The organism is Massilia sp. CCM 8734 (assembly GCF_011682155.1).
GTDB classification, from domain to species: Bacteria; Pseudomonadota; Gammaproteobacteria; order Burkholderiales; family Burkholderiaceae_D; genus Telluria_A; species Telluria_A rubra.
Map to the genome: position 1 here is coordinate 212430 of NZ_WHJI01000002.1, position 20525 is coordinate 232954.

The window sequence follows — 20525 nt, forward strand, 5'->3', positions numbered from 1 at the left end:
CACGGCGCGGTTCACGTTGCGCCAGCCGCCGCCTGCCGGAGCAGGAAACAACTTGCGCCCGAAGACAGGTGGATGCCCTCGCTGTCTGCACGCGCCGCACCTTCCACTGCCCAGAGCAAGGCTGCGACGCCCACAGGGCCTGCTCGGTGAGGCCGGCCATGCCGTCCCCGCACTACGCAGGCTTGAAAACGTTTTCAACTCTTTTTCAAAAAAAACGATCAAATGACCGTATTTTGTCGAATCACCGTGGCGACGGACGTGTCCGGACCAAGGCACACCATGGGGTGACAAAAACAGCTTGTCGCCTAGGTATGGACGCAATGTATCGCTTGCAAAGGTTAAATGTCAAGAACGCAAAAATGAGGTTTTTTGCATTGTACATATAGCAATTGCTGGGTGAAAACAGCTGTGTTGATTGTGGAGCTTTGCGGAACCGTTTCCAGAAAAAAGAACAAGTATCGCCCTCAACAACAGGGCTTTCACGGCTTTCATAGAAAAACGGTCGAAAAGACGCATCAAATAATGATGCTTTCTGTTCAAGATCACCTGCGAAAAAGAAATGTTAAATTCCTTGGTGTGCATAACTGCCGCCGACAACCAAACAGCGTTTTTATCTGCTAAACACGCGTGGTGAAAAACTGACGCCGAAAAAGTTTCATATCCTTGAAATCGCTTTCATGCTAAATAGCGCTTTACTTATGCATTTTCTGCGGAGCGACCCGCTTCGATGCGGCGTCCGGGCTGCTCGCGGTGCTACCATTTTGTGTCTTTCATCGCCAACCACGCCGGAAAGTGACGCCGCATGCCCGCCTGCCAGCTCGACCACATCACCATCACCGCACTCACCCTCGACCGAGGCGCCGCCTGGGTCGAGGACAAGCTCGGCGTCAGCCCCGCGCCGGGCGGCAAACATCCCGCCATGGGCACGCATAACCTGCTGCTGCGCCTCGGCGACGCCCTGTTCCTGGAGATCATCGCGGTCGATCCCGACGCGCCTGCGCCCGGCCGTCCGCGCTGGTTTGCGCTCGATACGCGGGGAAGTGATGCGACACCGGCGCTGTCGGCCTGGGTCGCGCGCACCGGCGATATCGCCGCCATGGCCGGCGCGGTGGCCCTCATCGCGCCGCTCGGTCCTGTCACGCCCATGAGCCGCGGGGCGCACAACTGGCTGATCACCATTCCCGCCGATGGCGGCGTGCCGATGGACGGCGTCGGTCCCGCGCTGATCGAATGGGATGCCGGGCCGCACCCGGCGGCGGGCATGGCCGATGTGGGCCTGGCACTGCACAAGCTGGAACTGTTTCATCCGGAGCCACAACGCGTGCGCGCGCTGCTCGACGCCATCGGCATGCACGCACCGGTGACGGTGGTGCCGATCGACGCTGGCGCACGGCCCTGGCTGCGCGCGCACATCGACACGCCAGCCGGCCGACGCATTCTCTGATTAGTGCGCTTGCGCCCGGTGCGTCATCGCGTGCGCCGCTTCGCGCAGCAGCTGGGCGGCGCGCTCTGGGTCGCGCGGGTAGCCCAGCGCGCCTTCCTGCACATACATGGCCATCTGCTGGAGCGCTTCCGGGTGCTCCAGTTCAGCAGCCGCTTCCAGCCAACGCCGCGAGGCCGCCAGGTCGGCCGCACAGCCCTCCCCCGCCGCCAGCATGGCCGACACGGTGAACATGGCCGGCGCATGGCCGCGCCGCGCGCTCGACGCGATCAGCGCAAACGCGCGCAACGGCTCGCGCGCGACGCCGATACCGTTGCGGACCATGCGCCCCAGGTCATACGCGGCCTGCGGGTCCTGCGCGGCCGCTTGCCGCAAGCGCGCCATGACGGCAGCGTCGGCCGCGTCGAGCGGCTGGGCGTGTGCCACGCCGCCGCAAAACACGACTGCCAAAACCAGGCGCCATATCATTTCGACAGATCGACCGCGTACAGGGCAAAGCCCTTGCCCAGGCCATCGTCGGCGCGCAGTTGCGACACATTGGCAAGGCCGGCCTGCCTGGCCAGCGGCAGCAGTCCCGGCCTGGAATGGAACACCACCGGGCCGGCGGTGCGCACTTTGGCAAAGCGCCAGCTGCGCTGCCGGCCATGCTGCACGCCCATCAGTTGCTTGACCTCCTTGATATAGGCGATCAGTACATCGCGGTTGGCGTCCGGCGCGGCCACGGCGGTCTTGCTGCCGTCCAGGCCCGGAAAACCGCCGCCGCCGCTGGCGCGGTAGTTATTCGTCGCCACCAAAAACTCGTTCGAGGCAGTCACCGCCTTGTCGCGGAAGCGCAGGTTCTTGATGCGCTGGCCCGGCACTTTGGTCACATCGATCTCGTAACTGACTTCCTTGGTCGTCATGGCGTCGAAGTTATAGGTCGGGAACGCGGTATTGACCAGCTCCTGCGGCGTCGTCAGCTCCGGGTCGATGGTGTTAAAGCGCCCTGCCGCGTGTTCCAGCCACGCTTTCAGCTCCCCGCCATTGACCTTCACCGCGTACAGCGAATTCGGATACAGGTATAAATCGGCCGCATTGTTGAGCGCCAGGCTGCCGGCCTTGACGTCGGTGTAATCGGTCACGCCGGCGGTGCCGCCCTTGAACGGCGACGCCATCGACAGCACCGGCAAGGCCGCGTATTGCGGCAGGTTGGCCTTGACGTATCTGGCCACGTAATCGGCCTGCGCCAGGTTGACCACCGCAATGGCCGTCACATCGCCCACATCGGCAAAATAGGTCGACATGCGGAAGTCGGTCCCGCCGACCGGCGTCTTGACGTAGCCGATGGTGGCTTCATGCTCGCCCGCGACCAGCGCCGCAATGGCCGGATCGGGCGCAATGAACGATTTGTCGGCCTGCTGCGCGGCGCGCGCCTCCACCGTGGTCTTGCTACGGTCGACCACCCAGCGCTGGCCGTCGTACGACAGGTGCAGGCCGATCACGCCAAGGTGCTTGCCCCACAGGTTGGCCATCACGGTCGGCACGCCGTTGACCAGGCCCTTGACCTTGTCCACGCCCGGCAGGTTAAATTGCGGGACGGTGCTGGACGCGTTCGGGAACGGCAGGTGCGAGTGCCCGATCAGCATGGCGTCGATGCCCGGCACTTTGGACAAATGCCAGTTCCCGTTTTCCATCGACGGCTGGTAGGTGCTGTCGTCCAGACCGCCGTGCGAAATGGCCACCACCAGGTCCGCCCCTTGCGCGCGCATCTCGGGAATGAACCTGGACGCGGTTTCGCGCAGGCCTTCGGTGTAGACCTTCCCTTCCAGCGACCGCTTGTCCCACGACAGGATGGTCGGCGGCGCAAAGCCGATGATGCCGACCTTCAGCGTTACTGTCACCGGCTTGCCGTCGGCGCCCTGCGCGGTGATCTGCTTGTCGATGATGCGGTAAGGCGCAAACAGCGGCTGGCCCGTCTTGAGGCTGTAGACGTTGGCCAGCACCTGCGGAAAGGCCGGCCCGGCGCAGCGCGGCCTGGCCGCATCGACGCCGTCGACCTCGAAGCGGTTGCCGGTCACCTGGCTCAGGTAAGCGAGGCCGTAATTGAATTCGTGGTTGCCGATCCCGCCGCCGTCGTAACCGAGCTTGTTCATGACCTTGTAGATCGCCAGCGTCTGGTCGCACTTGAGCGGATTGGCCAGCGCCTGGTAGTCGGCCAGCGCGCTGCCCTGGATGGTGTCGCCGTTATCGAACAGCAGATTGTTCGGGAACTGTTGGCGCGCCTGCGCAATCAGGGCGGCGGTACGGTCCAGGCCCAGCGACGGCTCGGGCGCGAGCTTGAAGTAATCGTATCCGAGCACGTTCGAATGCAGGTCGGTCGTCTCCATCACGCCGACCACCGCGGTGGAACCCTTCGTCGGCGTGGCGGCGCCCGCGCTGGCGCAGAACATCAGGGGCAGGATGGAAATGCAAATTTGATAACGCATAGCGGGCGCTTTCGGGCGAGTGGACGGGGGAGGTTGGCATCGACGATGGCAACATAATTCGCAGCATAATACGCAGCCATGCCACGCCGATCAAGCAGGGTGCGCGGCGGGGACCGGAAATGCGGCGCGCTGGGGTATAATCGAAGGTTCGATTTAACCAATTCATAGACCGGAAACGCCATGGAAGCCGAACGCATTAACGCCCTCTCCGCCCTGCTCAACGACCTGACGGATCGTGAAGCCGAACTTCGGAGGTATCTTTGACTTCGATAAAAAGTCAGAGAAGCTCGAACAAGTCAACGAAGAACTAGAAGATCCGACCGTCTGGAACGATCCGAAACGCGCCCAGGCTCTCGGTAAAGAGAAGAAGGAGCTTGAAGGCGTCGTCCATACGCTGATCAAGGCGGACGCCGACCTGAAAGACGCGAACGACCTGTTTGCCATGGCGCGCGAAGAAAGCGACGACGACACGCTCGAAGCGGTCATCGTCGACACCGACGCCATCAAGGCCGTGGTCGAAGCCATGGAGTTCCGCCGCATGTTCGGCAATCCGATGGACGCCAACAACTGCTTCATCGACATCCAGGCCGGCGCCGGCGGCACCGAAGCCCAGGACTGGGCCTCGATGCTGCTGCGTCAGTACCTGCGCTATTGCGAACGCAAAGGCTTCAAGGTCGACATCCTGGAGCAGTCCGACGGCGAGGTGGCCGGCATCAAGACCGCCACCCTCAAAGTCGAAGGCGAATACGCCTACGGCCACCTGCGCACCGAAACCGGCGTACACCGCCTGGTGCGCAAGTCGCCATTCGACTCGGCCAACGGGCGCCATACGTCGTTCACCAGCCTGTTCGTGTATCCCGAAGTCGATGACTCGATCGAGATCGACGTCAACCCGGCCGACATTCGCGTCGATACCTATCGCGCATCCGGCGCCGGTGGTCAGCACATTAACAAAACCGACTCCGCGGTCCGCATGACGCACGGCCCGACCGGCATTGTGGTTCAGTGCCAGAACGACCGCAGCCAGCACCGCAACCGCGCCGAAGCGATGGAAATGCTCAAGGCGAAGCTGTACGAGCACGAACTGCGCAAGCGCATGAGCGAACAGCAAAAGCTTGAAGATTCGAAGACCGACGTGGGCTGGGGACACCAGATTCGTTCCTACGTGCTCGATCAGTCGCGCATCAAGGATTTGCGGACCAACTTCGAAACCGGCAACACCAAGGGCGTGCTGGACGGCGACCTGGACGACTTCATTTCGGCCTCACTCAAGCAAGGCGTGTAATTCATGACCGCTACCCGACGCGCATTCATCTTCGACATGGACGGCACGATCGTCGACAACATGTCCTTTCACACCGACTCCTGGATCGCATTCTTCCAGCGGCGCGGCAAGGACATCGACGCCGACGAGTTTTTCCGCACCACGGCCGGCCGCCAGGGCAAGGAAATCATCCGTGCCCAAATGGGCGAGCACCTCGATGACGACGAGGTGCGGGTCCTGAACGACGAAAAGGAAGTGGTTTACCGCGAACTGTACGAGCCGCACCGCAAAACGGTGACCGGCTTCGACCAGCTGATCGCGCTGGCCAAGGAGCATGACGTGGCGCTGGCCGTGGCCACCGCCGCGCCCAACGCCAACATCACGTTCACGCTCGATGGCCTGGACCTGCGCCGCCATTTCGACACCGTGGTCGGCGCGGCCGATGTTGCGCGCGGCAAGCCGCATCCGGACGTGTTTTTGCTGGCGGCCGAGCGCTGCGGCGTCGCGCCCGAGCACTGCATCGTGTTCGAAGACGCGCCGCTGGGCGTGGAAGCGGCGCGCCGCGCCGGCATGCGCGCCGTGGTGCTCACCACCACCCTGCCCGCCGGCGCCTTTGCCGAATTCGACAACGTGATCCACGTCGCCAGCGACTTTTCGGACCTGACGATCGACGAACTGTTTTCGTCCTGATTGTTTGCGTCTTAATTAATAGCCAATCCCACACCTGCAACAACCTCTATAGCGATACCTACCATGACTACGGACACCCAAGACCAAGCACCCGCCCCGGCAGATGAAAACAGGCTGATCGCCGAACGCCGCGCCAAGCTGGCCACGCTGCGCGAAGGCGGCATCGCCTTCCCTAACGATTTCCGTCCGCAGCACAAGGCGGCGAAGCTGGTCGAAGAGTACGCATCGAAGACGCGCGAAGAACTCGAAGCGACCGAGGTGCCCGTGGTCCTGGCCGGGCGCATGATGCTCAAGCGCGAAGCGGGTAAAAAAGCCGTGTTCGCAACCTTGCAGGATTCGTCCGGCCCGCACGCCGACGGCCGCATCCAGATCTACGTCACGCTCGACAAAACCGGCGAAGCGGCCATGGAAGCGTTGAGCCACTACGACCTGGGCGACATTCTCGGCATCGAAGGCACCCTGTTCAAGACCAAGACCGATGAACTGACGGTCAAGGTAACGACCCTGCGCCTGATCACCAAGTCGCTGCGTCCTTTGCCGAGCCATTTTCATGGCCTGTCGGACCAGGAAACCAAATACCGCCAGCGCTATGTGGACCTGATCACCAACGACCAAACGCGCCGCACCTTCAAGGCGCGCACCGCCGCCATGTCGTCGATCCGCCGCTTCATGGAAAAGAACGACTTCATGGAAGTCGAAACACCGATGCTCCATGCCATTCCTGGTGGCGCCGCCGCCAAGCCGTTCGTCACCCACCACAACGCGCTCGACATGGAAATGTTCCTGCGCATCGCGCCGGAGCTGTACTTGAAGCGTCTGGTGGTCGGCGGATTCGATCGCGTGTTCGAAGTGAACCGCAACTTCCGCAACGAAGGCGTCTCGCCGCGTCACAATCCTGAATTCACCATGATGGAATTCTACGCGGCCTACACCGATTACCAGTGGATCATGGACTTTACCGAAGCGGTGATCCGCCAGGCCGCCATCGACGCCCACGGCACCGCCGAACTGACCTACGGCGGCAAGCCGCTCGACCTGTCCAAGCCATTCCGCCGCATGACCATCGTCGGCGCAATCAACGCCTACGCGCCGCACTACACCGCGGAGCAGTTGCAGGATGCGGAATTCATCAAGGCCGAACTGTTGAAATTCGGCGTCAAGCCGTTTTCGACCGCTGGCCTGGGTGCGCTGCAACTGGCGCTGTTCGAAGAAACCGCCGAAGCGCAGCTGTGGGAGCCGACCTTCATCGTCGACTACCCGGCCGAAGTATCGCCACTGGCGCGCGCGTCGGACACGGTAGCCGGCATCACCGAGCGTTTCGAGCTGTTCATCGTCGGGCGCGAGCTGGCCAACGGCTTCTCGGAGTTGAACGACTCCGAAGACCAGGCGGCGCGCTTCCTGGCGCAGGTGGAGGCCAAGGATGCGGGCGACGACGAGGCGATGTTCTACGACGCCGACTACATCCGCGCGCTGGAATACGGCATGCCGCCGGCCGGTGGCTGCGGGATCGGCATCGACCGCCTGATCATGCTGATCACCGATTCGCCGAACATCCGTGACGTCATCCTCTTCCCGCACTTGCGCCGCGAAGAGTAAACAACAGAAGCGGGCGCAATGCCCGCTTTTTTAGTGGGCCGAAGTCGCCATCACAAGGTCCTGGAATACACCAGCGTCCGGGTCTTCACATCGTCGAGGGTTGGCTTGGCCGCGTCGAGTGAAGTCACCTGCAATGTCGCGGCAAGGTAGACATTCACGGTACGATCATTAAACTCGACAATGATAACGGGTTTTCCGACGAACGGTTTCTTGGCGTAGACACGCTCCGGATGGTCATAAGGAATCTGGCGACCGACAATTTCCTTATTGAGGTCGATGACGTGGCTCAGCTCAGTGCCGTCGCGTGAGCGCCACTGCATGTCCATCGGCCCTGCGAAGGTGTCGTACGTACCGAACAGGGCGCGCGGCGTGCGCGTGGCATCCGCAAGTGTTTTCTCAGGTGCGACATGGCCTTTATCATCGAACAATCTGTGTGGGGCGCCGCCGTAGGTCAGCCGCACATTGCTGACTCCGCCGAAACAAAGCAGGCCCAGGTCGTGAGTAGAGTATGCCAGCACGTTGTTGTTGCTGTTATTGTTCGTGGCCGCGCATCCTTGTAACAGTAAAACTCCGGCAAATAGAGGTACCAGCGCCTTTTTCGCTAACATAGCGGTTATATTCAATTCATTCTCCTCGTGTTTCCGGTCTGATGGGCTTGCGCCGCCGAGCCGTGAGAGGCTGGGCGATGCAGCGCACTTAAAACATCGACCCTGGATTAATCCATGTCTTATTGCAATGATACTCCGAGAGCTTCTGGCCTCGCTTGGCGTCTTGCTGCGCCCTCGCTGACGACCTTTCCGCGTCAGTCCGCGTTGTACCACCATACCCCACCGTTTGAGCAAACATTCTATCGAACGCCCCCGCCCTATCGGTACACTCCTCGATTCCATTGCAATATTACAAACAAGCGAGGAACCCCATGTCTGCCACCACCTACGTCCCTTACAACGACAACCTGGAACAAAAGCAGGAAAACGAAGACCAGATCATCGACAGCGTGGTTGAATCCATGATGCGCGTGAACACCCGCGTCTTCGACAAGCATCGCCACGCCAAGCGCGACGCCCACGCCAAGTGCCACGGCGTGCTGGTCGGCCACGTGACCGTCTATGACAATCTGCCCGCGCACCTGGCCCAGGGCGTGTTCGCCCGCCCGGCCACCTACCCGGTCGTCATTCGCCTCTCCACCGCGCCCGGTGACATCCACAGCGACAAGCTGCCGTCCCCGCGCGGCATGGCGATCAAGATGCTCGGTGTGGACGGCCCGCAGTTCCTGCCCAACCGCCAGGACGCCAAGACGCAAGACCTGCTGCTGGTGAACCACCCCGTGATCGCCTTCGGCCACGCCGCCGCTTACCTCAAGACCCAGAAGCTGCTGGAAAAGCACGCGGACGATCCGGACATGGTGCGCCGCATCGTGGCCGCCCTCGCGCGCGGCGGCAGCAAGGCGCTGCACGCACTCGGCATCGACAACCCGGTGGTCGACACGCTCGGCGCACCGAACAACCATATCCTCGGCGAGACCTTCTTCAGCATGGCCGCCGTGCGCTATGGCGACTACGTGGCCAAGCTGTGCGCCGCGCCCCTCTCAAGCAATGTGCGCGCCCTCACCGGCCAGCCGCTCGGCGACGACGCCGACGACTCGGCCCTGCGCAACCTCGTCGTCGACTTCTTCAACGGCCAGGGCGCCGAGTACGAACTGCGCGCGCAGCTACTCACCGACATCGAAAAGATGCCGGTCGAAGACGCCTCGATCGAGTGGCCGCAGGAAGACTCGCCCTACCAGCCGGTCGCCAAACTCACCATCCCGCAGCAGCAGGCGTACAGCCCGGCGCGCCGCGTGTTCGCCGACGACGTCTTGTCGTTCAACCCGTGGCACTGCATCGAGGCGCACCGCCCGATGGGCTCCATCATGCGCGCCCGTATCAAGGCGTATGAAGCGTCGTCCAAGTTCCGTCACGAGATGAACGCGCAGCCGCGCATCGAGATCGACAGCATCGGCCAGGTACCAGATTAAGTAGTCCTGTAATCCCGTAGTCAGCATCACCCTTTTTCAAGACCCAAGGAGCAATCATGAGCGACACCACCCCACAAAACAAATCCTCTACCGACCTCGCGGACATCAAGCGCAAAGTCCAGGAGGTCCTGGGAGACGCCCCCGACCTGCTCAAACTCGCGCTCGAGAACATGTTGCGCGAGCAGGACCCCAACACCGAAGGCCACGCGGGATCGGCCGGCCGCATCGGCCGCCAGTCCGGCAAGATCTCCGAACTGACCGCCATGGCCGACCTGAAGCCGGGCGGCGCCGACCGCCTGCGCCGCATCTTCAAACTGGTCAACGGTAACTTCAACGGCGCGCAAAAGGTCTCGACCCTGCACGACATGCGCTTCGTCTTTTTCGAAAACGACACCAAGATCCTGTTCGCCACCACCTACGATGGCGACTGGGACACCTACATCGAAGATTTCGCGACCAAGATTCCCGATTTGATGGACCTGCTGTTTTCATCGGTCGAAGGCTGGCCCGGCATCACCGATCCGGGCGTGAAAGACTTCATCGCCGGTCACCAGATCACCGCCGACGGCTGGTACGTCGCCAATCCGAATCTGTCGGTGGTCGAAACGCGCCGCCTGCAAAAACAGAACGACGCGCTCCAGGAATTCCTGGACAAGATTGCTTGAGGTTCCCATGACGATTATCGATACACTCAAGAACCTGGTCCACTCCTCGCCAACGCTGGAACTGGACGACATCCAGGCCACCATCCTGTTCAAGCGCCCCGACCCGTATTACGGCACCCACGTGCTGCTCAAGATCGAGCAAGCCGCCGGCGGCCGCGCGCTGCTCTCGCGCCTGGCCCCGCACGTGCGCAGCGCCGCCGATGCGCCCACCAACACCACCGCCTGGATCGCGGTGGCGTTGAGCCACGCCGGCCTGGTGGCGCTGGACATCCCTGAAGATTCGCTGGCCAGTTTTCCGGCCGCCTTCCGCGCCGGCATGGCGGCGCGCGCCGACCGCCTGCAAGACATCGGCGCCAGCGCACCGGCCAACTGGGAAGCGCCTTACGGCAGCGGCGACGTGCACGTGACGGTGTCGATCTTCGCGCCCGATGAAGCATCGTGGAAGCACGCGCTGGCCACCGCCAAGAACGAATTCGAGAATGTCCAGGGCGTCACCCTGCTCGGCATGCACGACTTCGGCGCGCAGCCGGACAGCCTCAATCCCTTCGGCTACCGCGACAACATCAGCAACCCGGCCATCGACGGCGGCATCGAAGAGCTGCTGCCGGGCCAGGGCGACGCCATCAAGGCGGGCGAGCTGATTCTCGGCTATCCGGGCGAATCGGGCGTGCCGATGGCGATGCCGCAGCCCGACGCCTTGGGCCGCAATGGCACCTTTGTGGTGATCCGCAAGTACCAGGCCGACGCCGCCGCGTTCAACCGGTTTTTGCGCGATAACGCCGACGACGAAGCCGGCCAGGAACTGCTGGCGGCCAAGCTGGTGGGCCGCTGGCGCAGCGGTGCGCCGCTCACGCTGGCGCCCGAAAAAGACGATGCGGCGCTGGGCGCGGACCCGAAGCGCAACAACGACTTCACCTACAAGGACGACCAGGCCGGCCTGCAGGCGCCGCACGGTTGCCATATGCGCCGCATGAACCCGCGCGACAGCAAGCTGGCGGTGCTGACCGACGTGAACATCCATCGCATCATCCGCCGCAGCACCACGTTCGGTGCGCCGTGGCGCGCGGACCTCCTGGAAGACGACGGCCAGGAACGCGGCCTGTTCTTCATCGGGATCAGCGCCAAGGCGCCGGAGACGGTGGAGTTCATGCAGGCCGAGTGGGTCGACCACGGGAACTTCATGGACCTGGGCAAGGAGCGCGATCCCATCCTCGGCCAGCAGGATGAAGACAGCACCTTCACCATCCAGAAACGCCCGGTGCGCCAGCGCGTCCACGGCATCCAGACTTTCTGCACGGTGCGTGGCGGTGAATACCTGTTCATGCCGAGCCTGACGGCGCTGCGCTGGCTGGCGGGCGAAGGGCGCGACCCGGGCTGACAGGCACGGCTGCATCGCACCCGGGCTGGCGGCAGTAGCGTGTCGCCGGCCCGCTCCCCCGTGGTCATGCACGATGGGGGGCATCAAGTAGCAAGTCACTTTCTTCCTGGCATTCTGACGCGCTTTCCCCTGCGTCGCCCTGTCCAGTCCGCACGGTAGGGTGCCTGGGGGTTCTTCTCGCGCTTCCCTGATGACGATCATTACCGACGTCCACTCAACATCGCGCCAGCATCGAAAAACACATCAAGCCTGGAATCGGACGCTAATTGCAAGCCGACCGCCAATTCAGCCCTTATCGCCGCCGGCGACATAATCCCCCCCCGATTGGCCCATTCATCTCTTTATCGATCGAGCGATGAAAGTTTTATCGACTCCCGAAACACACGATATCAATTAAGGCGAATATTTTTACTGGCGCCCATCCGCCTTGCACAAACCGCGATCCGACATTGCAAAAATATACGCAGATCAGGTTTATTGCAATCGACGCAGCCACTTGCAAAACTGCTCATGCGTGTGAATTTGATCGCCGGACTCGGCATGATTGGAGGGATGTGGGCGGCCATGGCGCTGGCGACGATGACGGCGGCGCGCGGGACGAACTTGTATGACGTAATGGATACGGCCGACGCCGTGTGCGGCAAGGAACGCACCGTGGCCGAGCACAGCAACGCAAGGCTCAACGGTGAATTCGGCGGGGCGCAACATCAGGGTGCGCGGCCCGCACAAGGTGATGTCGCACTGGATGTTTGCTTGCCGGTTCCTGATAGCCCTTCATACAGCCTGAACAGTTTTAAATGATCCGATCCAGACTCATCTTTTATGTCTTTCATCTTGAATGCACCGGCTGAGCCAGGTGTGGCTGAAAAAGCGAGCACAGGTACGATTGTTTAAAAAACGCTTGATCGACCGAGATTCCTTTTCCTATAATTTCCTACATAAGTTTTCCAGCCTTCGCAGTTTTTTGACTGGAATAAAATAAACATTAGCCGCAGTAAATTGCCGCGCCGTTTTTAACGGTCGAGGCAATTTCCGGTATTTAATTTCTTATTCGAATGGAGCTCACGTGGAACTGTTTACTTTGGAAAAAAAGCATAGTTATGACTTGACACCGGAAGCGGCGCCAGATGCCAGCGCGGCCTATGGGCCTACCGATGCGCCGCATGATCAACCCCTGACCGCCGCGTTCAACACAGCCGGGACTGCCGGTACGTTCGGCACTGCCGGCGGCTGCATCGGCACTGTCGGCTCCTTCGGTTCCGCCAATTGCGACGGGCCGCCACCGCCGAAAATGCCGCGGTAGCAGCAATTCTCCATTGGCATCGGTTCCAGGCTCATATGCGGAATCGATGCCGCCTCCCCATTCATTGACATCCCGGCTTGGGAGACCCTTCGGCCCGCGCGTGAGCGACGACGATGGAGAATGATTGTCCCGTTTTAAAATGCCTATGAACCACCTTGCGAACCATCGGCCCGAGTTCCACGCTGTCGACTTCACCGACGTCAGCAAGCTATATGGCGACAAAATTGCGCTCGACCGGGTCACTATCCATATCGCTCACGGTGAAGTGATCGGTTTGCTGGGCCCGAACGGCGCAGGCAAGACCACCCTGCTGGAAATTCTCGAGGGCTTGCAGGAGCCGAGTTCAGGCCTGGTTTCCATCTTCGACAAAAGACCGGCCCTGCTCACCCCCGGTGAGCGCGGCAGGATCGGCATCGTGTTCCAGCGCTACGCTCTTCCGTCCGAACTAACGGTGGGGCAGTTATGCGAGCTGTATCAACACATGTATCCGGCTGAGCCTGACAAGAAAGGCTTGATCACCCAGCTTGGCCTTGCCCACTTGATGGCGCAGCAGATAGGCGACCTGTCGGCGGGCCAGACCCAGAGATTGAGTATTTTTGCCGCCTTGTATGGCGACAAATCGCTGGTCGTACTGGACGAGCCGACCTCCGCGCTCGATGTGCGGTCGCGCCGCACGGTGTGGGACGCCTTGCTGTCCAGGAAGCAGCAGCGCAATTTTTCGGGCGTCATTGCCACCCATCACATGGAAGAAGCGATGGAGCTGTGCGACCGCATCTATTTTATCGATAACGGAAAAATACGCATGAGCGGCAACGCCCAGGAGCTGCTGCAACAGCACGCCTGCCGCATCTCGATCAAATTTACCGCCCCCACGTGGCTTGTCGACGAACTGAGGGCATCGCTCCCGGCTGATGCGCCACTGACCTTGCACGGGCAGCAACACATGATTTCGTGCGCCTCCCACCAGGCGGCCGGCTTGATCGGCGCTATCTTGCTGCTCGAACAAGCGAACGGACTACGACTCAACCTGGTGGTCACTCAACCTTCGCTGGAAGATGTGTATTTGAGCGTGATTGCCAACTAAGGAACCTGACCAATGAATTGCGCCGTCGCCGCGCCATCGCCGTGGCCGATTTTCCTGAGATTTTCCCGCCTCTCGCTTGCCTTTTATCACAGAAGCCTGACGTCGCTAGCCATGACCCTGGTCATTCCTCTCGGCTTTCTGCTGATGTCGAGCTTTACTTACTATGCCAACAGCGGCCCGTTGCCGATCACCATGGGAAGCACCGTGTCGGTCGCGCCGGAAGTGCTCAAGCGCATCGAACAGATGCGGCTGCCCGGGCTCCAGATCGTCCCAATCAGCGGCAACGCGGCGCAGAACGTGCGCGACGGTAATGCCAGGCTGGTCCTGAGCCAGGACCCTGGCGCCCCGACCCCGGCCATCTATGCGCTGGAACAGAACAAGGCGATTGCAGAGCTCGTGGCGGTCGCACTGTCGTCCCCCGGCAATCGGCCTGCGTACGCGGTCAGGGTGGCCGCCGATGGCGCCATGTCCTTCGCTTTCCTGCCTGGCTTGCTGATCATGTCGCTCATGAACCTGGCGCTGTTCACGACCGGCGCCAAGCTGCTCAGCGACCGCTCCAAAGGCACCTTGCGCCTGTTCAGGCTGTTTCCGGTCCCGCTGTACCTCATCTTCTCGGCGGAGGCCACGACCAAGTTGCTGCTGGCGCTGGGGCAGTCGATTCTGTTCGTGCTGCTGGGCGACTATCTGCTCGGGCTCAAGCTGAGCTGGTCGACGATTATCGCGAGCATCGCGGTGGCCTGCTTGTCCAGCCTGAGCCTGCTCAGCCTGGGGATCGCACTCGGAAGCAACCTGCGCTCTTATTCCAGCGGCATTCACCTGTTCACCATCTTCAATTTACTGATGATCTTCATGGGCGACCTGATCTTCCCGAATACCCAGTATCCGGCTACCCGCATCGTCGCATTTTTCCTGCCGGCCACCCATTGCGTCAACCTGCTGCGCCAGACCATGCTCGACTATCCCCCCAGCTTCAGCATCGCCACCTCGGTCACATTCCTGGTGCTGTTTACGTCCGTCATGGCGTGCTGGACCTTGAAGGGTTTTCGCTATACGGCGGAGGAATAGACCATGCAGCCGCTTCCTCTCGCCCACGCCTACGCGCTGCAACTGCGCGCAGGACGCCAGAACAGCCTCCTGTCGCCGTTGCTGGCGCGCTTGCATGCCCTCCTGGCGGCGTTGCCGCACGCCCGCGTCGTCGCCATCCTGCGCAGCTTTGCCCAGCCCGCCAGCGAGGCACAGGTCCTGGTTCACCTGCCCGGATATTCGTCCCGCAACGCGCGCAATGTGCTGGTTGGATGGGCTGAAACGATGATCGACACACTCAACCATGAGCAACCCTGCCGCACCCCCGAACTGCTCGGCCGGGGTCCGGTGCGCGACAGCGGCGCCCATCAGACGCTCGTGCGGTGCCAACCCGCGCACGCCGCGCTGTGGCTGGCAACGCACGCCGATGCGCGCACTTCCGCCACCTTGGTCGCGCTGAACGACCATCTGCCGCCCCTGCTGATGACCGACCCGGCGCTGTTGAAGACGGCCTTGCCGGCCGCCATGGCGGCGGCACTGGACATGCGCTACCCGCCGCCGGCCGCCATGCTCTCGCCGCTGGTGTTTGCCAACACGCTGTCGGGCGCCCTGGTCGCGCAGATGCTGACCCAATCCGACGCGCTGGAGCGTGATGGCCTGCTGGTGCGCAGCGCCAACTTGCCAGCTGCCACGCTGCCCACGTTTCATCACCTGGTATGCGCACTCAGACACGGTTTGGCCGCCAGCGGCGAGGGAACAAACCGGTTCGACGTACTGCGCTTGCTGCTGAACCAGCTGGGATTTGACGGATCCGAGTCGGACTATCTGATCCTGCTGGCGCTCCCGCCGCACGCACTGCGCGCCCTGCAACAGCACTGGAGGCGGCAGCATGCGCTTTGAAGCCTTGTGCGGGGCGTTCGGCGGGGTGTTGAGCATGCCCCGGTCCATCGTCCTGTCCAATTTCTCCGACCGAATCTTCCACAGTTACGGCTGCCATGCCGGCAACCTGAGCGCACTGCTCCAGGGAGCGCGCACATACAGTGGGGCACCCCTCTGGAACACGTATCTCAGCGGCTGCGGCACCGACGTCGACCCCGACCTGGCGCGCCTGAAGGCGGTGTGCGAAGCAGCGGAGCGGTATAGCTCGTGCATGTTGCTGGAGCACGAATATATGGTCGCCAGCGCCAACGAACTGGGCAAGGATACGTTCGACTGGCTCACCCTGCCGAGCTTTTCCGCGGACGAACTGGCCTTGCCGGACCAGCCCTTCCACCCCTTCGACCCGGACGAGCCGATGCGCTGGGTCGAGGTCGTGAGCTTGAACACCGGCGACAAGAAATACGTGCCCGTCGTGATGAGTCACTTGTATCCGCGCGCGTGGACGAGCGAACGATTCTGGGCCGCGATTTCCACCGGCACCGCGGTCCACCACGATCCCGCCACCGCCCTGGTGACCGCGACTGCGGAAGTGCTGGAAAGGGATGCGATAGCACTGACGTGGCTGCTGCGCAGGCGGCTGCCGCATATCGCCTTCGACAGCACCGACCTGGTGCACTTCGCGCCCGCCGTACGCACCTTGCTCGAACAGGAAGATGAATACATGCTGTTCGACGCCACCACCGATGTCGGCTTGCCGACCGTGTATCTGCGGCGGCATCGTTCGTGCCACCCGCATGCGGCCAACCTTGTCACTTGCGCCAGCAGTTTCAGCTTCGCGGACGCGTGCTACAAGGCCTTGCGCGAGGTCGCAAGCTTGAGTTCCATCCTCGACACCGGCCAGCTGAACGTTCCCGCAAGCGCCGAGCAATGCGCGGACATCGAAGATGGCGCGGTGTACATGGCCCGGCCCGAACGTGCCCATGCGTTCGATTTCCTCGACGGGAGCGACAGAGTGCGTTTTTCCGACCTGCAAGCCGGACAAGCATTGCCGGACCACAGTCATGCGGGCGCCCAGCTGGCCTGGCTGAAACAACGCGCACAAGCGCTGGGCCACGAGATCCTGCTGCTGGAACTGAGCTCCGACGAGCTGCGCCAGGTTGGCCTGCGCGGTTTTCGCGCCCTGGTTCCCAGCCTGATGCCCATGAGTACGATCACCACCGCGCGCTACCTCGGCGCCGCGCGGTTGGCGCAATTCCACACCTTCCTGGCCGAGCGCGGCGACATCGCGCCCGGCGCGGCCATGACGATCAACCCTTTTCCACAACCGTTTGCCTGACATGTCGACCTTTATCTACAGCGGCGAGTTCGGACGAAGCGTGGCAGGCTGCATTGCCCCCCGTCAGTCCGGGCGCGCGGCTACCATGCTCGACCCCGCGCAGTGGCGCACCTCCACCGGGCCGCTGGAAGGCCAGGTGTTTGCCCTGTTCTCCTCCTTGCGGCTCGACCTGATGCAGGAAGCCGCGCAACGCCTCGCCCCTTGCGCCAACCTGTTTACCTGCTTCGCGTTCGAGCGGCACGTGCTGCTGGCGCCGCCCTGCTCGCCCGATGGCATCTGCGCGCAGTGCTTTTGCAAACGCCTGCTGAGCCAGCCGCCAGAGCCGTATGGCGCCGAAACCCTGTTTTTCCTGGCCAAACTGGCGGCCCAGCCCGAAGCGGCGGAGTTCCGCGCTTATCCGGCCAGCCTGGTCGACCTGACGGCGCAATTGTGCTTGCTTCAGGAACGCGGCCTGCTGGCGCCCACCGACAGCCTGGCGATCGACAGCGCGAGTGGCGCGATTGTCAGCAGCGGCATCATGCCCGTGCACGGGTGTACCTGCCGTAGCCCGAGCCGCAGCACCTGCGCCGGGCCGCAGCGTTTTGCCGCGTTTCATGGGGAACTGAGCACATGGCTGGCCTGACTCCACGCTTCGCGCTTACCGGAGACGCCGAACTCGACGACGCGTTTCCCAGCCAGCCACGCTTGCTGGACGAGGTGGCGGTGGCCGCCATCGACGATACGCGCCTGATGCTGGTCGGCGGCCTGGACGCGCCGGTCGTCGGGCGCCGTTTCGGGGCCCTGGACGTGCTGGCATTCCTGCGCCAGCTCGACGGCACGCGCACCGTGGAGGAACTGTGCGCCGATCATCTGGCGGGCGCGTACGAACGCAAGCGCCTGTTGTGCTGGCTTCAGCAGCACGGCTTGCTCGAACAGCCGTCCGCGCCCACGCCGGCGGCGCTCGATTCGCACACCTGCGCTTTCCTCGCCAAGGTGATGAACCAGACCCGCATCCACCAGCGCCGCAGCGACGCGGCCGCCGCCTTCCTGCGTCCGGTCGGCATGCTTGGGACCGGCCGCTTCTGCCGCGAACTGTCCCTGGCGCTGCGAGGATGCGGCTTGAACGTGGTCGACTGCATGCCGGGCGCGCCGCCCTGCCACATGAGCATCGCCGTTCTCGACGGCACGATTGGGCTCGACGAGCAAGTGGCCCGCTTGCAGGCCGCCGGCGCCGCGGTGTTGCTGGTGTCCGCGCGCGCGGGCTCGCTCGATGTCGGGCCGCTGCTCGCGAACCGCGGTTGCTGCACGACGGCGTGCTACCGCGCCGCCGCCGGCGCTGTCGACGACGCTTGTCAAGCCGCCACCCTGCCGCTCTGGGCGGGGATCGTGTGCAATGCCCTTGTGCTGCTCAACAGCGGCAGCGCCCCCTTCTCGCTGCTGAACAATTTCATTCGCTACCAGCTCGACAATGGGCATCTCGGCTGCAGCACCCATCCCGTGGCGCGCCTGCATGCACTCGGCGACGCGCCCCACGCGATTGCCGCAGTGGACAGACCCGCATCGTTGCAGCGGCTGGAACGGCACAGCCGGGCTGCGGTTCCTCCACGGCGCATGATCGGGGTAAAAAGTTATGAACAACATTATGCGCCGAAGAATATCCTCGCTGCCAAGCAGTTTCCGCTGCCGCACGGCGATGCCGGCAAGGTCATTTCCATGGACAGCGCCAGTCCGCCGCAGCGCTTGCTGCTGCAACTGGTCAAGCGCGCCTTCGGCTATTGGAGCGATGCCGCCGGCAACCGGCGGAGAATCTGTCCGAGCGGCGGCAACCTGGGGGCCGCCGAGTGCATGGTCGTGTGGCGCGACCCGTCGAGGCGGCGTACCCGCCTGATGCGCTACGTGCCCGTCGTCGACTGGATCGAGCCCCTTGCGGAAGCGCCCCTCGACGGCGCCGGCCAGGCCGAGTATGCCATCGTGTGCCTGGCAAACACCGAGAAAATCCGGCAAAAATACGGCGATTTCGGGCTCAGTCTCGGCCTGCTCGACAGCGGTTTCGGCGCCGCCTTTCTCCAGGCTGCCGCGTCGGCGGCCGGCCATGCGCTGACACCGACCTGCCAGCCGTTCGAAGCGCCCTGGCTGCGCGACATCGTCGAGCACCGCCGTCATTACTACAACTTCGCGTGGCGCGCCGACCTGCCTTCCGTCTCCGCCGCACCGGTCGAATGGGACCGATTCGACCGCTTGCTGCGCCAACGAAGCGCGGCGCGCGATTGTTCCGAACTCGACGTGGCCGTGCCGGACATTGCCGCGCTGCTGAGGCAATCCCGCCCCCGGCCAGGCGACCGTGCGGCCGCCGCCTTACTGTCGAGCCTGCACCCAATTCTCGTGATCGAACGCGCCGGCGTGTGCGTCACCTACGAGTGGGCCGACGAGGGCAGCTTGCACCCGTGCCCCGGCAGTACTCTGTCGCGCGACGGACCGGACCAGGAGCTGCTATCCCAGCGCAATCTCAGCCAGGCGGCGGGCCGTCTTTTCATGCTGGCCGACCTGTCGCGCGTGCTCCACACGCACGGGCCGGCCGGCCATGACCAGCTGCTGGTCCTGATCGGCCAATGGATCGGCAGCTTCTGGCTGGCCATCGAGTCCCGGCGCTTGCGCGGTTGTCCGGCCGGTGCGGCGGTCGAAAGCGACTTGCTGGCCCATCTCCCGCCATCGTGCGCTCACCTGTTCAACCTGTTCGCGTTCACGTTCGGCAACGCCCCGGAGACCATGCAATGACTTCCATGCGCTTGCGCTTGTATGCCGCCTGGCTAGTCCTGGCCTTGTTATGCGCCTGGCACATCACGCTGTCGCTGGCGTTTTTCCTGCAGTTGCCCCTGGCCGAGCCGCCCCGTATCGCCCTTGGCGCCCTGATACGCAGCGCGGTGCCGGTGGTGGCGCTTGCCGGCTTGCTGGCATGGATCGCCGTGCATGAGCTGGCGCACGCCACAGCCGCCCGCTGGTGCGGCGTGCGCGACGGCCGGATTCGTTGGTCCGCCGCGCTGCCGGCCTTTCACGCCCCGGCCCAGGCCTCGCTCGAACGCAGCGATACGCGCTTTTTGATCCTCAGCGCCGGCCCGCTGCTGGACATGCTGTGTTCGCTGTGCCTGGCCATCGCGACAACCCTGGCGCCGCCTGCGCAGGCAGCCACGCTCCAGGGACTGTTTGTCGTCAGCTTGCTGGTCGGATTGCCAAACTGCTGCATGCTGACACGCGCCGACATGGAACAGGGCATCCGCCAGTTTCGCCTGTTGTGCGGCTGGCGTTGGCCGGCAGCCGTGTACGGCGCCGTGTCGCTCCTCTACGCCGGGGTCGTGCTGCTGATGGCGGTCAAGCTTCTCCTGCACTCCCGTCCCGGTATCGTGTAAA

19 protein-coding genes are annotated in these 20525 nt (G+C 63.1%); 16 read left to right on the forward strand and 3 right to left on the reverse strand.

The genetic code is table 11. The annotated features are described in order from the left end of the window. The first annotated feature begins 802 nt into the window (after positions 1–802). Positions 803–1444, forward strand: coding sequence for a VOC family protein (locus F2P46_RS03105; RefSeq protein WP_166885106.1), 642 nt, complete (start codon positions 803–805; stop codon positions 1442–1444). Here F2P46_RS03105 and F2P46_RS03110 read toward each other — a convergent pair whose 3' ends face one another. Both F2P46_RS03110 and F2P46_RS03115 read right to left on the reverse strand, forming a co-directional pair. Continuing rightward, positions 1445–1882: a tetratricopeptide repeat protein gene (locus F2P46_RS03110; protein ID WP_368737871.1), complete on the reverse strand. Its 438-nt coding sequence runs from the start codon at positions 1880–1882 to the stop codon at positions 1445–1447. It lies immediately after the preceding gene. A gap of 23 nt (positions 1883–1905) precedes the next feature. Next, positions 1906–3870, reverse strand: coding sequence for a bifunctional 2',3'-cyclic-nucleotide 2'-phosphodiesterase/3'-nucleotidase (locus F2P46_RS03115; protein ID WP_229509025.1), 1965 nt, complete (start codon positions 3868–3870; stop codon positions 1906–1908). A 216-nt stretch (positions 3871–4086) separates the two neighbouring features. On the opposite strand from F2P46_RS03115, the gene prfB reads away from it, so the two are divergent. The 3 genes from prfB (at position 4087) to lysS (ending at position 7456) form a co-directional block, all read left to right on the forward strand. Beyond that, a protein-coding gene (gene prfB, locus F2P46_RS03120) for a peptide chain release factor 2 (protein WP_166885111.1) occupies positions 4087–5191 on the forward strand; the annotation gives its coding sequence in 2 pieces (ribosomal slippage) (positions 4087–4167 and positions 4169–5191; 1104 coding nt in all). 3 nt (positions 5192–5194) lie between these two features. Then, the gene (locus tag F2P46_RS03125; protein ID WP_166885113.1) at positions 5195–5860 is read left to right on the forward strand and encodes an HAD family phosphatase; all 666 of its coding nucleotides are present in this window, start codon (positions 5195–5197) and stop codon (positions 5858–5860) included. A gap of 63 nt (positions 5861–5923) precedes the next feature. Beyond that, a complete protein-coding gene (gene lysS / locus F2P46_RS03130) occupies positions 5924–7456 on the forward strand; it encodes a lysine--tRNA ligase (RefSeq protein WP_166885115.1) in 1533 nt (510 codons plus the stop codon). A gap of 50 nt (positions 7457–7506) precedes the next feature. On the opposite strand, the gene F2P46_RS03135 is transcribed toward lysS, so the two are convergent. Further along, positions 7507–8079 (reverse strand): hypothetical protein, encoded by a 573-nt coding sequence (locus F2P46_RS03135; protein WP_166885117.1) that lies wholly within the window; start codon positions 8077–8079, stop codon positions 7507–7509. A 296-nt stretch (positions 8080–8375) separates the two neighbouring features. On the opposite strand from F2P46_RS03135, the gene F2P46_RS03140 reads away from it, so the two are divergent. From F2P46_RS03140 to F2P46_RS03195, 12 genes are all read left to right on the forward strand, one after another. Further along, on the forward strand, positions 8376–9473 hold the full coding sequence (locus tag F2P46_RS03140) for a catalase family protein (protein WP_166885119.1): 1098 nt from the start codon (positions 8376–8378) through the stop codon (positions 9471–9473). A gap of 56 nt (positions 9474–9529) precedes the next feature. Further along, positions 9530–10138 (forward strand): hypothetical protein, encoded by a 609-nt coding sequence (locus tag F2P46_RS03145; protein ID WP_166885121.1) that lies wholly within the window; start codon positions 9530–9532, stop codon positions 10136–10138. A 7-nt stretch (positions 10139–10145) separates the two neighbouring features. Next, a complete protein-coding gene (locus tag F2P46_RS03150; protein ID WP_166885123.1) occupies positions 10146–11516 on the forward strand; it encodes a Dyp-type peroxidase in 1371 nt (456 codons plus the stop codon). A 510-nt stretch (positions 11517–12026) separates the two neighbouring features. Next, positions 12027–12317, forward strand: coding sequence for a hypothetical protein (locus F2P46_RS03155; protein WP_166885125.1), 291 nt, complete (start codon positions 12027–12029; stop codon positions 12315–12317). A gap of 265 nt (positions 12318–12582) precedes the next feature. Then, a complete protein-coding gene (locus F2P46_RS03160) occupies positions 12583–12819 on the forward strand; it encodes a thiocillin family RiPP (protein WP_166885127.1) in 237 nt (78 codons plus the stop codon). A 145-nt stretch (positions 12820–12964) separates the two neighbouring features. Continuing rightward, positions 12965–13903, forward strand: coding sequence for an ABC transporter ATP-binding protein (locus tag F2P46_RS03165; protein WP_166885129.1), 939 nt, complete (start codon positions 12965–12967; stop codon positions 13901–13903). 12 nt (positions 13904–13915) lie between these two features. Further along, positions 13916–14968 (forward strand): ABC transporter permease, encoded by a 1053-nt coding sequence (locus tag F2P46_RS03170; RefSeq protein ID WP_166885131.1) that lies wholly within the window; start codon positions 13916–13918, stop codon positions 14966–14968. Between the two features lie 3 nt (positions 14969–14971). Continuing rightward, a complete protein-coding gene (locus F2P46_RS03175) occupies positions 14972–15826 on the forward strand; it encodes a hypothetical protein (RefSeq protein WP_166885133.1) in 855 nt (284 codons plus the stop codon). Further along, a complete protein-coding gene (locus tag F2P46_RS03180; RefSeq protein ID WP_166885135.1) occupies positions 15816–17141 on the forward strand; it encodes a YcaO-like family protein in 1326 nt (441 codons plus the stop codon). Before F2P46_RS03175 ends, F2P46_RS03180 begins: the two co-directional genes overlap by 11 nt. 1 nt (position 17142) lies before the next feature. Next, positions 17143–17763: a hypothetical protein gene (locus tag F2P46_RS03185; protein ID WP_166885137.1), complete on the forward strand. Its 621-nt coding sequence runs from the start codon at positions 17143–17145 to the stop codon at positions 17761–17763. After that, on the forward strand, positions 17751–19895 hold the full coding sequence (locus F2P46_RS03190; RefSeq protein WP_166885139.1) for a hypothetical protein: 2145 nt from the start codon (positions 17751–17753) through the stop codon (positions 19893–19895). Before F2P46_RS03185 ends, F2P46_RS03190 begins: the two co-directional genes overlap by 13 nt. Further along, the gene (locus F2P46_RS03195; protein WP_166885141.1) at positions 19892–20524 is read left to right on the forward strand and encodes a hypothetical protein; all 633 of its coding nucleotides are present in this window, start codon (positions 19892–19894) and stop codon (positions 20522–20524) included. Before F2P46_RS03190 ends, F2P46_RS03195 begins: the two co-directional genes overlap by 4 nt. The last annotated feature ends 1 nt before the right edge of the window (position 20525 follow it).

Excerpts from the sequence above, each read along its gene's own strand:
- F2P46_RS03175 (WP_166885133.1), top strand. The coding sequence starts at position 14,972 with ATGCAGCCGCTTCCTCTCGCCCACGCCTACGCGCTGCAACTGCGCGCA.
- F2P46_RS03115 (WP_229509025.1), bottom strand. The coding sequence starts at position 3,870 with ATGTTCTGCGCCAGCGCGGGCGCCGCCACGCCGACGAAGGGTTCCACC.
- F2P46_RS03185 (WP_166885137.1), top strand. The coding sequence starts at position 17,143 with ATGTCGACCTTTATCTACAGCGGCGAGTTCGGACGAAGCGTGGCAGGC.
- F2P46_RS03145 (WP_166885121.1), top strand. The coding sequence starts at position 9,530 with ATGAGCGACACCACCCCACAAAACAAATCCTCTACCGACCTCGCGGAC.
- F2P46_RS03165 (WP_166885129.1), top strand. The coding sequence starts at position 12,965 with ATGAACCACCTTGCGAACCATCGGCCCGAGTTCCACGCTGTCGACTTC.
- F2P46_RS03190 (WP_166885139.1), top strand. The coding sequence starts at position 17,751 with ATGGCTGGCCTGACTCCACGCTTCGCGCTTACCGGAGACGCCGAACTC.
- F2P46_RS03140 (WP_166885119.1), top strand. The coding sequence starts at position 8,376 with ATGTCTGCCACCACCTACGTCCCTTACAACGACAACCTGGAACAAAAG.
- F2P46_RS03105 (WP_166885106.1), top strand. The coding sequence starts at position 803 with ATGCCCGCCTGCCAGCTCGACCACATCACCATCACCGCACTCACCCTC.
- F2P46_RS03155 (WP_166885125.1), top strand. The coding sequence starts at position 12,027 with ATGCGTGTGAATTTGATCGCCGGACTCGGCATGATTGGAGGGATGTGG.
- F2P46_RS03170 (WP_166885131.1), top strand. The coding sequence starts at position 13,916 with ATGAATTGCGCCGTCGCCGCGCCATCGCCGTGGCCGATTTTCCTGAGA.
- F2P46_RS03125 (WP_166885113.1), top strand. The coding sequence starts at position 5,195 with ATGACCGCTACCCGACGCGCATTCATCTTCGACATGGACGGCACGATC.
- lysS (WP_166885115.1), top strand. The coding sequence starts at position 5,924 with ATGACTACGGACACCCAAGACCAAGCACCCGCCCCGGCAGATGAAAAC.
- F2P46_RS03195 (WP_166885141.1), top strand. The coding sequence starts at position 19,892 with ATGACTTCCATGCGCTTGCGCTTGTATGCCGCCTGGCTAGTCCTGGCC.
- F2P46_RS03150 (WP_166885123.1), top strand. The coding sequence starts at position 10,146 with ATGACGATTATCGATACACTCAAGAACCTGGTCCACTCCTCGCCAACG.
- F2P46_RS03180 (WP_166885135.1), top strand. The coding sequence starts at position 15,816 with ATGCGCTTTGAAGCCTTGTGCGGGGCGTTCGGCGGGGTGTTGAGCATG.